This window comes from Streptomyces auratus (assembly GCF_050433025.1).
Classification (GTDB): Bacteria; Actinomycetota; Actinomycetes; order Streptomycetales; family Streptomycetaceae; genus Streptomyces; species Streptomyces sioyaensis.
Genome location: NZ_JBNGCB010000001.1, coordinates 1546667 through 1559422, shown reverse-complemented (window position 1 = coordinate 1559422; position 12756 = coordinate 1546667). Strand labels below are relative to the sequence as shown.

Annotated in this window: 12 protein-coding genes; 11 read left to right on the top strand and 1 reads right to left on the bottom strand. The window is 73.4% G+C overall.

The genetic code is table 11. The features are described 5' to 3' along the window. Positions 1-35: 35 nt before the first annotated feature. From BKA18_RS06640 to BKA18_RS06625, 4 genes are all read left to right on the top strand, one after another. Entirely contained in the window at positions 36-1331 is a 1296-nt protein-coding gene (locus BKA18_RS06640) for a hypothetical protein (RefSeq protein ID WP_366045340.1), read from the top strand. Next, positions 1328-2497 (top strand): type VII secretion-associated serine protease mycosin, encoded by a 1170-nt coding sequence (gene mycP, locus BKA18_RS06635; RefSeq protein ID WP_366045339.1) that lies wholly within the window; start codon positions 1328-1330, stop codon positions 2495-2497. The genes BKA18_RS06640 and mycP overlap by 4 nt, the downstream gene beginning before the upstream one ends. A gap of 73 nt (positions 2498-2570) precedes the next feature. After that, on the top strand, positions 2571-3305 hold the full coding sequence (locus BKA18_RS06630) for an SseB family protein (protein WP_366045338.1): 735 nt from the start codon (positions 2571-2573) through the stop codon (positions 3303-3305). Positions 3306-3415: 110 nt separating this feature from the next. Beyond that, a complete protein-coding gene (locus BKA18_RS06625; RefSeq protein WP_096214457.1) occupies positions 3416-4186 on the top strand; it encodes an aquaporin in 771 nt (256 codons plus the stop codon). A 72-nt stretch (positions 4187-4258) separates the two neighbouring features. Here BKA18_RS06625 and BKA18_RS06620 read toward each other — a convergent pair whose 3' ends face one another. Continuing rightward, a complete protein-coding gene (locus BKA18_RS06620) occupies positions 4259-4639 on the bottom strand; it encodes a DUF1844 domain-containing protein (RefSeq protein WP_366045337.1) in 381 nt (126 codons plus the stop codon). Between the two features lie 334 nt (positions 4640-4973). On the opposite strand from BKA18_RS06620, the gene infC reads away from it, so the two are divergent. The 7 genes from infC (at position 4974) to pheT (ending at position 12569) form a co-directional block, all read left to right on the top strand. Further along, complete coding sequence (infC, locus tag BKA18_RS06615) at positions 4974-5672, top strand: translation initiation factor IF-3 (RefSeq protein ID WP_078568917.1); 699 nt, start codon at positions 4974-4976, stop codon at positions 5670-5672. 123 nt (positions 5673-5795) lie between these two features. Beyond that, positions 5796-5990: a 50S ribosomal protein L35 gene (rpmI, locus tag BKA18_RS06610; RefSeq protein ID WP_006607578.1), complete on the top strand. Its 195-nt coding sequence runs from the start codon at positions 5796-5798 to the stop codon at positions 5988-5990. Between the two features lie 104 nt (positions 5991-6094). Further along, positions 6095-6478 (top strand): 50S ribosomal protein L20, encoded by a 384-nt coding sequence (gene rplT, locus BKA18_RS06605; RefSeq protein ID WP_006607577.1) that lies wholly within the window; start codon positions 6095-6097, stop codon positions 6476-6478. Between the two features lie 126 nt (positions 6479-6604). Continuing rightward, a complete protein-coding gene (locus tag BKA18_RS06600; RefSeq protein ID WP_366045336.1) occupies positions 6605-7459 on the top strand; it encodes a TrmH family RNA methyltransferase in 855 nt (284 codons plus the stop codon). An 83-nt stretch (positions 7460-7542) separates the two neighbouring features. After that, positions 7543-8703, top strand: coding sequence for a sensor histidine kinase (locus BKA18_RS06595; RefSeq protein WP_366045335.1), 1161 nt, complete (start codon positions 7543-7545; stop codon positions 8701-8703). 189 nt (positions 8704-8892) lie between these two features. Continuing rightward, entirely contained in the window at positions 8893-10044 is a 1152-nt protein-coding gene (pheS, locus tag BKA18_RS06590; protein ID WP_006607574.1) for a phenylalanine--tRNA ligase subunit alpha, read from the top strand. After that, positions 10044-12569, top strand: a complete 2526-nt coding sequence (gene pheT / locus BKA18_RS06585; protein ID WP_366045334.1) for a phenylalanine--tRNA ligase subunit beta — start codon at positions 10044-10046, stop codon at positions 12567-12569. Before pheS ends, pheT begins: the two co-directional genes overlap by 1 nt. Positions 12570-12756: the final 187 nt, after the last annotated feature.

Here is a 12756-nt window from a genome sequence, read left to right as displayed (position 1 = left end):
GGTCGTGGCGGTCAGCGGTGCAAGGGGGAGCGCGGGTGAGCACCGACGCCGAATTCGCCGATGCGCGGCGCATCCCGCCCATACCCCCGCAGCCGCCCCGGCGGCCCGCTCCGGCCGCGCCGCCGGAGCCGGCGGGCGACCCGCACACGGCCGTGCTGCGCCGGGTGCCGGCCGAACCGTCCGCACCGGGGACGCCCCCCGTCCCGCCGCGCCCCACCGCTCCACCGCCCGCCCCGCCGGGTGCGCAGCCGCCCGCCGCCGGCGCCCCGCTGCCGCCCCGCCCGGCCGGCGCGCCCGGCCCGGCCGTCCCGCCGCGGCCCGCCGCCCGCCCCGACGCCTTCCGCGACACCGCCGCCTTCCATCTGGCGCACAGCCAGGACCTGTGGAGCGGGCCGGGCGCCCCGTCGCGCCCCGGCGAGCCCGACCCCGCCACCCCGCAGGCGCCCGCCGGCAGCGCACCGCCCGGTCCCGCCGCCGCGCGCCGGCCACAGCCGCCGTGGTCCTCGGCCCCCGTGCCGGTGCAGGGAGGCGGGCCCGGTGTGCCGAGCCGCCCCTCGGCGAACCGCCCCGGCGCCCGGGTGCTGGCCGCCGCGGCCTGCCTCGTCCTCGGCGTCGGCCTCATCGGCGGTGCGGCGGCGGGCAGTTGGCTCACCGACGAGGCCGCCGGCGCCACCCCGGACGCCGCGGCCACCTTCGCCAAGGGCCGCGACGTCTGGCACAACACCCCCGTCGACACCCTCTTCCCGCGCACCGTCAACGGCTTCGGCGCCGGCCCCGGCGGCGCCGACCGGACCTGGAGCCGGATCGCCGTCGCCCCCGACAGCGGCTGCAGCGGCGCCTACGACCCCAAGCTCGCCGCCGCGCTCGCCCGGGCGGGCTGCCTCCGCCTGCTGCGCGCCACCTACGTCGATGCCACCCGCAGCAGCGTCATCACCGTCGGGGCGCAGATCACCAAGGCCGACCAGGCCGGGATGATGGCCCTCAACACCCGCTTCAGCACCAGGAGTCTGGGCACCCGCACCGACCTGATGCCGCTGCCGTACGCCGCCCGGGACACCCCGGCCCAGGACTTCGGCCGCGCCCAGCGGGTCAGCTGGACCGTCCGGGTGCTCACCGACATCCCGGTCGTCGTCTACGCCGTCTCCGGCTTCGCCGACGGCCGCACCTTCGCCGAGCCGCAGCCCGCCGAGGCCGCGACGAAGCCCGGCGCCACCACCGCCCCGGCCGAGTCCGGTCTGGGCCATGACGCCAAGGACCTGGCGGACCGCATCGGGAAGGACTTCCGCACGGCAGCCGGCAGCCCCCCGCAGGCCACGGAGGCATCGTCATGACGAAGACCGTGCTGCGCGGCGCCGCTGTCGCACTGTCCTGCGCGGCGCTCGCGGTGCTGCCCGCCGTCCCCGCACAGGCCGACGCCCTGCGCGCCCAGGAGTGGGCCCTGCAGGCCGTCCACGCCCAGCAGGCCTGGCGCACCACCAAGGGCGCGGGCGTCACCGTCGCCGTCCTGGACACCGGCGTGGACGCCAACCACCCCGACCTCGCCGGCCAGGTGCTGCCCGAACAGGACCTGGTCGGCTTCGGCGCCGGGCCGGGAGACACCGCCTGGGCCCAGCACGGCACCGGCATGGCCAGCATCATCGCAGGTCACGGCCATGGCGCTGGCCGCCAGGACGGTGTGCTCGGGCTCGCCCCGAAGGCCAGGATCCTGCCGGTCCGGGTGATCCTGGAGGACAACGACCCGCAGCGCGAGCGGGCCCGCACCCAGAAGGCGGGGGCGCTCGCCGACGGCATCCGCTGGGCCGCCGACCACGGCGCCGACGTGATCAACATGTCCCTGGGCGACGACAGCGAGTCCGCACACCCCGAGCCCCGGGAGGACGCGGCGATCCAGTACGCCCTCGGCAAGGGCATCCCCGTCGTCGCCTCGGCGGGCAACGGCGGCCAGAAGGGCAACCACGTCTCCTACCCCGCCGCCTACCCGGGCGTCATCGCGGCCACCGCCGTCACCCATGTGGGCGCGCGCGCCCGCTTCTCCACCCGCCACTGGTACGCCACGGTCAGCGCGCCCGGCTTCGACATCGTCATGGCCGACACCGGGAACGGCTACCTCTCCGGCTGGGGCACCAGCCCCGCCGCCGCCTTCGTCTCCGGCGCCATCGCCCTGATCCGCTCCGCCCACCCCGACCTGAGCCCGGCCCAGATCCGCCGGCTGCTCACCACCACCGCCCAGGACAGCCCCGAGGGCGGCCGCGACGACGATTACGGTGCCGGTCTGATCGACCCCGCCGCCGCCCTCGCGGCCGCGGGGGACCTCAAGCCCACGCCGCAGAAGCCGTCCCCCGCCGCCTACGCCGACCGCTACTTCGGCCCCGGCCCCACCATCGGCGATGCCGCGGACTCCCCGGTCAACTGGCTCCCCTGGACCGCCGGAGCCGCCGGACTGGTCCTCGTCGCGGCCGCCGTCGTCCTCTGGCGCAACCGCCGGACCCACCCCTGACCGGTCCGCGCCCCGTCAGCCTCCGGGCCCCGGCCCGGGCCGCGGACACCGCACCCCCAGCCGATACGCTCACGTGGTGCAGAAGAACATCCCCGACCCCGGTTTCGCCGACGACGACGGCTCCGCGGACCCGGCACTGACCGCGGCCCTGGCGGCCTACGAGCGGGACCGCGCCGCCGAGCCGGAACTCCTGTCGGCGCTGGCCGGGGCGCGCGTCCTGGTCCCCGTGGTGGCCGTGCTCGGCGAGGTGGAGACCGGACCCGACGGCCTGCGCCGCGAGAAGAGCAGCGACATGGCCGTCCCCACCCTCCAGGCCCCGGACGGCCGCCGGGCCCTCCCCGCCTTCACCTCCACGGAGACCCTCCAGCGCTGGCGCGCCGACGCCAGGCCCGTCGCGGTCCCGCTCCAGCAGGCCCTGCTGGCCGCGTCCCACGAGCAGGCCGACACCGTCGTCGTCGACCTGGCCGGGCCGGTCACCTACCAGCTCACCGGCCCCGCCCTGCGCGCGCTCGCCGAGGGCCGTACCAGCGCCGACCCGCTCGCCGACCCGGCCGTCACCGACGCCCTGCGCGCCCTGCTCGACGCCGAGCCGGCGGTGCGGGTCGCCCGGCTCGTGCCGTCCGGTGAAACCGACGCCACCCTCGCCCTCGGCCTCGCCCCCAGCGCGGACCCGGCCACGGTCGCCCAGCGGCTGGCCCGCGCGGTGGCCGCCGACGAGGTACTGCGCGCCCGGCTGGTGAGGGGTCTGGACCTGGCCCTGCTGCCGCCCGGCGCCCCCAGCGACGGGGAGCCGCTCTTCCGGCGCTGACACCCCGCCGCCGGGGCCCGCCGCCGGGCCCCGGCCCGCCGACGGGCGGGTTCGTCTCCAGGGCCGCACAATGCGGAGGAGAGCTCAAGATCCACGCGAGGAGAGCCCCCATGGAGAAAACGGAGATCTCGACGGTCTTGACCCGCCCGGTCGTATCCGAGTTCCTCGGCACGCTGCTCCTGGTGTTCTTCGCCGTCGGCTCGGCAGTGCTGGCGGGCGAATACATCGGCACCTTCGGCATCGCCCTGGCCTTCGGCTTCACCATGGTGGCGCTTGCCTACGCGCTCGGCCCGGTCTCGGGCAGCCAGCTCAACCCCGCGGTGACCCTGGGCATGCTGCTGGTCCGCCGGATCACGCTGCGCACGGCCGCCGAGTACTGGATCGCCCAGGTCGTCGGCGGCATCGTCGGCGCGGCCCTGCTCTTCCTGGTCGCCAAGCAGGTCCCGGGCCTGCAGACCCATGCGTCCTTCGGCACGAACGGCTGGGGCGACCGCTCGGCGGTGCATCTCAACCTCGGCGGCGCGTTCGTCGCCGAGATGGTGATGACCTTCCTGCTCGTCTACGTGTGGCTGGCGGTCACCCACAAGGTGGCCGTGATCGGCTTCGGCGGCCTGGGGATCGGCCTGGCGCTGGCCACCGTCCACCTCATCGGCATCCCGCTCGACGGCACGTCCGTGAACCCGGCGCGCTCCATCGGCCCGGCGCTCTTCGCGGGCGGCGCGGCCATCACCCAGCTGTGGCTGTTCATCGTCGCGCCACTGATCGGCGGCGCCCTCGCGGCGGCGGTGCACCAGGTCACCCACCCGCCGCACGAGCCGTTCCTCATCGCCGACGAAGCGATGCCCCACGACGCCCCGACGGAGCCCCACGAGCCGATCTGACGCCCGCCGCCCGCTCTCCGCGCAAGACGGGCCCCGGCCGGGGCCCGTCAGATGTGCGGTGTCGCCGCGTTCCTAGCCGTGGACGGGCCCGGTGTACTTCTCCCCGGGGCCCTGGCCCGGCTCGTCCGGCACGACCGAGGCCTCGCGGAACGCCAGCTGCAGCGACTTCAGTCCGTCCCGCAGCGGCGCCGCGTGGTACGAGCCGATCTCGGTGGCGCTGGCGGTGACCAGCCCGGCCAGCGCCTGGATCAGCTTGCGCGCCTCGTCCAGGTCCTTGTGCGCCTCGCCCTCCTCGGCGAGCCCGAGGTTGACCGCCGCCGAACTCATCAGATGCACCGCGACCGTGGTGATCACCTCGACCGCCGGCACCTCCGCGATGTCTCGGGTCATGGCGTCGAAGTCAGGCGTCGCCGCGTTCGGGGCGTCGGGCTGCTGCGGGGTCTGGTCGGTCATGTCTCGGGCTTCTTCCTGCTGAGGGGTCGCCTCCAGCCTATGGCCAGCGCATCCGGGCCCCGCGTGCGGGAGGGCCCGTGACTGCCCGCCCCGCCTGCAGGAACTGCACAGGAGTGGGTGCCACCCCTTGACTCGTGTATTCTGGTGTTCCGACCGGCCGGACACGCATGTGACCGGCCCACAAGTGGAGGCTCCGATCTCCCACCCGACTGGCCTCACCGGCTGGCGGGTCAACGGTCCGGCTGCGCCCCGCGGAGACTTCGCGGCGGTGCTCCAGATCCACGTGGAGCCCCGCCTGTGTCCCGTCCGGGGCATTTTTCATGTACCGGCGCGGTTGGTCACACCGAAAAGACGTTACGCGGCAGTCCGCCAGGCCGTCGCGTGGTGCTACCGAGGAGGATCCATCAGCGCCGAGCCCCGCATCAACGACCGGATTCGCGTTCCCGAAGTGCGACTTGTCGGTCCCAGCGGCGAGCAGGTCGGGATTGTTCCGCTTGCCAAGGCCCTTGAGCTTGCTCAGGAGTACGACCTCGACCTGGTCGAGGTGGCGGCGAACGCTCGCCCGCCCGTCTGCAAGCTCATGGACTACGGGAAGTTCAAGTACGAGTCGGCCATGAAGGCCCGTGAGGCGCGCAAGAACCAGGCGCACACGGTCATCAAGGAGATGAAGCTCCGGCCGAAGATCGACCCGCACGACTATGACACCAAGAAGGGTCACGTCGTCCGGTTCCTCAAGCAGGGTGACAAGGTCAAGATCACGATCATGTTCCGTGGTCGCGAGCAGTCCCGCCCCGAGCTGGGCTTCCGGCTCCTGCAGCGGCTCGCGTCCGACGTGGAGGACCTCGGCTTCATCGAGTCGAATCCGAAGCAGGACGGCCGAAACATGATCATGGTCCTCGGTCCGCACAAGAAGAAGACCGAGGCGATGGCCGAGGCCCGCGAGGCGCAGGCCGCCCGCAAGGCGGAGCGCCAGGGTGGAGTTCCCGCGGAGCAGTCCGTGGAGGAGCCCACCGAGGAGCACGCCGAGGCGTGATCCCGTGGCGAGAGCCCCGGATTTCATGCCGGGGCGACCCGCCCCGGACAACAACCGATACATGACGCTCCCGCCAGCCGGTCCGTCCCGGTGGGAGCGCCACTGACGAGGAGAGTACGGCGCATGCCGAAGAACAAGACGCACAGCGGTGCCAGCAAGCGCTTCAAGATCACCGGCTCCGGCAAGGTGCTCCGCGAGCGCGCCGGCAAGCGCCACCTGCTCGAGCACAAGTCGTCCCGCGTGACGCGTCGCCTCACCGGCAACGCCGAGATGGCCCCGGGCGACGCCGCGAAGATCAAGAAGCTTCTCGGCAAGTGAGCCGCTGCGCCCCGCATGACGTACGGGGCGCGCGACTTCGACCGGGACCCAATCGATTCGGGCCGTGTGACGACAACCACGGCCCCGCTACAAGGAGTTAACAAGTGGCACGCGTCAAGCGGGCAGTCAACGCCCACAAGAAGCGTCGGGCGATCCTCGAGCAGGCCAGCGGCTACCGTGGCCAGCGCTCCCGCCTGTACCGCAAGGCGAAGGAGCAGGTCACCCACTCCCTCGTCTACAACTACAACGACCGCAAGAAGCGCAAGGGCGACTTCCGTCAGCTGTGGATCCAGCGCATCAACGCCGCTGCCCGCGCCAACGGCATGACGTACAACCGCTTCATCCAGGGTCTGAAGGCCGCCAACATCGAGGTGGACCGCAAGATCCTGGCCGACCTCGCGGTGACGGACGCCAACGCGTTCGCCGCGCTCGTCGAGGTCGCCCAGAAGGCGCTTCCGAGCGACGTCAACGCCCCGAAGGCTGCCTGAGCCTCAGCCTGACGACGTTGTGACGCGGACCCGCAGGCCCCGGCCTGCGGGTCCGCCGCTTTTCCGGACCGGATGACGCCCGGCTCCGGGCCCCATGCACCGAACAACAGAAGCGAGCCGCCGCCCATGGGCACCCCCGAGCTGATCTCCCCGCGTTCCCCGCGTGTCACCGCCGCCCGGCGGCTGGCCCGCCGCGCCTTCCGCGGCAAGGAGCGCCGGTTCATCGCCGAGGGGCCGCAGGCCGTACGGGAGGCCATCGCGCACCGCACGGACGGGGTGCCCACCCTGATCGAGTTGTTCGCCACCGTCGAGGCCGCCGAGCGGCACACCGAGATCGTCGAGGCGGCCCGCGCGGCCGGGGTGCGGGTGCACCTCGCCGACGACCGGACCATCGCCGACATCTCCCAGACCGTCACCCCGCAGGGCCTGCTCGGCGTCTGCCACTTCCTCGACTCGCCGTTCGAGGAGATCCTCGCCGCCCGCCCGCAGCTGATCGCGGTGCTCGCCAACGTCCGGGACCCCGGCAACGCCGGCACGGTGCTGCGCTGCGCGGACGCCGCCGGCGCGGACGCGGTGGTGCTCACCGACGCCTCCGTGGACCTGTACAACCCCAAGTCGGTGCGGGCGTCGGTCGGTTCGCTCTTCCACCTCCCGGTCACGGTGGGCGTGCCGGTCGAGCGGGTGGTGGACGGACTGCGGAACGCCGGGGCACGGATCCTCGCCGCCGACGGGGCGGGCGACCGTGACCTGGACGCCGAGCTGGACGGCGGCTCCATGGGCGGGCCCACCGCCTGGGTGTTCGGCAACGAGGCCTGGGGGCTGCCGGAGGAGACCCGGGCGCTGGCCGACGCCGTCGTACGCGTCCCGATCCACGGCCGGGCCGAGAGCCTCAACCTCGCGACGGCCGCCGCGGTCTGCCTCTACGCCTCCGCCCGCGCCCAGCGCGGCACCGGCGGATGCCGTGCGGTGTCACCCGCCTGAGGGGCGTAACCCGGATCCTCGCGGCACAGGTGGTGTGAGCTAGTAGGCTTTGGTGCCCGGGGGCCCGGAAGGGGGTAACGGGGATGAGTGTGAGGACTTCCGGCACCACAGCCACTGCCGGCGGCCGCCCGTCCGGCGGACCGCTGCCCGAGCCGTCGCCCGCGACGGGCGGGGGAGCGGACGCCCTGGGGACCGGTCTCGGACTGGACCCCGACGATCTGCCCGACGGCCTGGTGGTCGCCGACGAGACCGGCCGGGTGATCTGCTTCAACGCCGCGGCGGCCAGGATCACCGGCATCGCCCCCGAGGACGCGCTCGGCCACCCCCTCGAACACGCCCTGCCGCTGCAGGACATCGAGGGCCGCCGCTGGTGGCGGCTCACCGACCCCTACGGCGGCCCGGCCATCCGCCGCGGCCAGCCGGAGCGCAATCTGCTGCTCGGCGGCCGCGAGGTGCTGGTCTCGGCCCGCTATGTCCGCCGCGCGCCGACCGGCCCCGTCCAGCGGCTGGTGATCGCGCTGCGCGGCACCGAGGCGCGGCGGCGTACGGAGCTCAGCCACGCCGAGCTGATCGCCACCGTCGCCCATGAGCTCCGCTCGCCGCTGACCTCCGTCAAGGGGTTCACTGCCACCCTCCTCCAGAAGTGGGAACGCTTCACCGACGACCAGAAGCGGCTGATGCTGGAGACGGTGGACGCCGACGCCAACCGCGTCACCCGGCTGATCGCCGAGCTGCTGGACATCTCCCGGATCGACTCCGGGCGGCTGGAGGTGCGCCGGCAGCGGGTCGACATGAGCGCCGCGGTCCGCCGGAACGTCCAGGCGCAGACCACCGCCGGCCAGCGCCCCGACCGCTTTCTGATCCGGATGCGGGAACCGCTGCCCGATCTGTGGGCGGACCCGGACAAGGTCGACCAGGTCCTGGGCAACCTGCTGGAAAATGCGGTGCGCCACGGTGAGGGAACCGTCACCATCGAGGTCGGACCGGTATCGGACGCGACCAGCGCGGAGGGGACGAGCGTCACCGTGAGCGATGAGGGCCCCGGCATCCCCGAGGAGTCGATGAGCCGCGTCTTCACCCGCTTCTGGCGGGGCAGCAAGCGCGGCGGCACGGGCCTGGGCCTCTATATCGTCAAGGGCATCGTCGAGGCCCACGGCGGGTCGATCACGGTCGGCCGGGCGCCGGCCGGCGGCGCGCAGTTCCGATTTAGCCTGCCCGTCGCGGCCCCGGCCTTCCTGGCCTGAGGCCCCGCGGCGGGCGCCCCGCAGGGGCTCGGGCCTGCCGCGGGGCCCGTCCCCCTTAGACTTGACCTTTGGCACCTTTGGCGCACAGGCCTCGCGGGCACAGCGCGGGCTCGGCATCCGACCTTTGTGATCGAGGAGCCGAGGCGAAGCGAGCCAAGCCAAGCCAGTCCACCGGAAGCACGGGAAGAGATGTCCGCACCCAATAAGTCGTACGACCCTGTCGAGGTCGAAGCCCTGAAACCGGAAGAGATCGCCGCCCGGCTGGACGAGGCGCTGGCCGCCATCGCCGCCGCGGCCGATCTGGAGGCGCTGCGTGAGGTGAAGGTCGCGCACACCGGCGACCGCTCGCCGCTCGCGCTCGCCAACCGCGAGATCGGCGCCCTGCCGCCGCACGCCAAGGCGGACGCCGGCAAGCGCGTCGGCCAGGCCCGCGGCCGGGTGAACCAGGCGCTCAAGGTCCGCCAGGAGGAGCTGGAGGCGGAGCGCGACGCGCGCGTGCTGGTCGAGGAGGCGGTGGACGTCACGCTGCCCTACGACCGCACCCCGCCCGGCGCCCGGCACCCGCTGACCACGTTCATGGAGCGGGTCGCGGACGTCTTCGTGGCGATGGGCTACGAGGTCGCCGAGGGCCCCGAGGTCGAGGCGGAGTGGTTCAACTTCGACGCCCTGAACTTCGTGCCCGACCACCCGGCGCGCCAGATGCAGGACACCTTCTTCGTGCAGGGTGGGGGCACCTCCCAGACGGAGTCCGGGGGAAGCACGGAGGGCGACGAGTCCGGCGTGGTGCTGCGCACCCACACCTCGCCGGTCCAGGCCCGTACGCTCGTCGACCGTGAGCCGCCGGTGTACGTCGTCTGCCCGGGGCGGGTCTACCGCACCGACGAGCTGGACGCCACGCACTCCCCGGTCTTCCACCAGATCGAGCTGCTCGCCGTCGACGAGGGCCTGACCATGGCCGACCTCAAGGGCACCCTCGACCACATGGTCCGGGCGCTCTTCGGCCCGGACATGAAGACCCGGCTGCGGCCGAACTACTTCCCGTTCACCGAGCCGTCCGCCGAGATGGACATGGTCTGCTACGTCTGCCGTGGCGAGTCCGTGGGCAACCCCGACCGTCCCTGCCGTACCTGCTCCAGCGAGGGCTGGATCGAGCTCGGCGGCTGCGGAATGGTCAACCCCAAGGTGCTCATCGCCTGCGGCGTCGACCCCGAGAAGTACAGCGGCTTCGCCTTCGGGTTCGGCATCGACCGGATGCTGATGTTCCGGCACAACGTGGAAGACATGCGTGACATGTTCGAAGGCGACGTCCGGTTCACCCGGCCGTTCGGGATGGAGATCTGATGCGGGTCCCGCTTTCTTGGCTGCGGGAGTACGTCGACCTGCCGGCCACGGCAACCGGTCGTGACGTACAGGAGAAGCTCATCGCGGTCGGCCTGGAGGTCGAGACCGTCGAGCGCCTCGGCGAGGGCCTCAAGGGCCCGCTCGTCGTCGGTCAGGTGCTGACCATCGAGGAGCTGGAGGGTTTCAAGAAGCCGATCCGCTTCTGCACCGTCGACGTCGGCCAGGCCAACGGCACCGGCGAGCCGCAGGAAATCGTCTGCGGTGCGCGGAACTTCTCCGTCGGCGACAAGGTCGTGGTCGTCCTCCCCGGCGCCGTACTGCCCGGCGACTTCAAGATCGCCGCGCGCAAGACGTACGGCAAGACCTCGCACGGCATGATCTGCTCCGGCGACGAGCTCGGCATGGGCGACGACGGTTCGCACGGCATCATCGTGCTGCCGCCCGAGTACGAGGTCGGCACCGACGCCATCGCGCTGCTGGAGCTCGTCGACGAGGTGCTGGACATCGCCGTCACCCCGGACCGCGGCTACTGCCTGTCGATGCGCGGTGTCGCCCGCGAGACCGCCACCGCCTACGGCCTGCCGCTGCGCGACCCGGCGCTGCTCGACGTGCCGCCGCCGAACGCCGGCGGCTACCCCGTCCAGGTCTCCGACCCGATGGGCTGCGACCGCTTCACCGCCCGTACGGTCGCCGGCCTGGAGCCCGAGGCGCGTACGCCGCTGTGGATGCAGCGCCGGCTGCAGAAGGCCGGGATGCGCCCGGTCTCGCTGGCCGTCGACATCACCAACTACGTGATGCTGGAGCTCGGTCAGCCGCTGCACGCCTACGACCGGACCCAGGTGGCCGGCCCGATCGGTGTCCGGCGGGCGACCCCGGGCGAGCAGCTGACCACCCTCGACGGCACCAAGCGGGTGCTGGACGCGGCGGATCTGGTCATCACCGACAACCGCGGCCCGATCGGGCTCGCCGGAGTCATGGGCGGGGCCAACACCGAGATCGCGGCTGCGGTCGCCGACCCCGAGACCGGGCGGCTGCGCGGCACCACCGATGTCGTGATCGAGGCCGCGCACTTCGACGCGCTCTCCATCGCCCGTACGGCCCGCCGGCACAAGCTGTCCTCGGAGGCCGCCAAGCGCTTCGAGCGCGGGGTCGACCCGGAGGCCGCGTCCGCCGCGGCCCAGCGGGCCGTCGACCTGCTGGTGCTGCTCGCGGGCGGTACCGCCGAGGACGGCGTCACGGAGATCGTCACCCCCAGCGGGCCGCGCACGATCACCGTCTCCGCCGACCACCCGGACAAGGTCGCCGGTGTCGCCTACGGCCGGGAGACCGTCGTCCGCCGCCTCCAGCAGGTCGGCTGCGACGTCTACGGCCAGGACGAGCTGGTCGTGACCGTGCCGTCGTGGCGGCCGGACCTCAGCGAGCCCAACGACCTGGCCGAAGAGGTCATCCGGCTGGAGGGCTACGAGAACCTGCCGTCCACCCTCCCGCGGCCGCCGGCCGGCCGTGGGCTGACCGAGCGTCAGCGGCTGCACCGCCGGGTCGGCCGGGCGCTGGCCGGTGCGGGCTATGTCGAGGCTCTGAACTACCCGTTCACCGGCTCGCACGTCCTCGACCAGCTCGGCATCGAGCAGGACGACCCGCGGCGCGCGGCGGTCACCCTCGTCAACCCGCTCTCCGACGAGGAGCCCGACCTCCGCACCACGCTCATCCCGGGCCTGCTGAACGCGCTGCGCCGCAACTACGGCCGCGGCTCGCACGATCTGGCGCTCTTCGAGACCGGGCCGGTCTTCCGGGCGACCGGTGACGAGAAGCCGGCCAGCCGGCTGGTGGTCGACCGCCGGCCGACCGACGACGAGATCGCCTCGCTGGACGCCTCGCTCCCGCAGCAGCCGCGGCGCGCCGCCGTGGTCCTCGCCGGGGGCCGGGAGCAGGCCGGCTGGTGGGCCGGCGCGCGCCCCGCGATCTGGGCGGACGCCGTCGAGGCGGGCCGTACGGTCGCGCGGGAGGCGGGGGTTGAGCTGATCGTCCGTCAGGACCAGCACGCCCCGTTCCACCCGGGCCGCTGTGCGGCGCTGCTCGCCCTCGTCGACGGCGAGGAGGTCCTCGTCGGCAACGCCGGTGAGCTGCACCCGCGGGTCATCAAGACCCTCGCCCTGCCGGAGCGCACCTGCGCGATGGAGATCGACCTCGACCGCCTGGAGCAGGCCGGCACCGGCCCGCTGCGCGCCCCGAAGATCTCGGCCTTCCCGGTCGCGACCCAGGATGTCGCGCTGGTGGTCGACGGTTCCGTCCCCGCGGCGGAGGTCGAGAGCGCGCTGCGCGACGGCGCCGGTGAACTGCTGGAGTCGCTGCGGCTGTTCGACGTCTTCACCGGTGAGCAGCTCGGCGCGGGCAAGAAGTCGCTGGCGTACGCGCTGCGCTTCCGTGCCGACGACCGGACGCTGACCGCGGAGGAGGCCTCGGCGGCCCGTGACGCGGCGGTCGCGACGGCCGTGGAGCGGACCGGGGCGGTGCTGCGCGGCTGAGTGTGGGCGCTGCCCGCGACCGCCGCAAGGGCGTGCAAGGCTGAGGGCGCAGACGGTTTGACCGTCTGCGCCCTCAGCGTGTGCGGTGTGCGGCGGGTGTGGCAGGCGCGGCGGGTGCGGCGGGCCTGCGGTGGGGGAGACGATCCTGGGGCGGCAGGGACAGGGCGCCCCGTTCCGGGGAGACCAT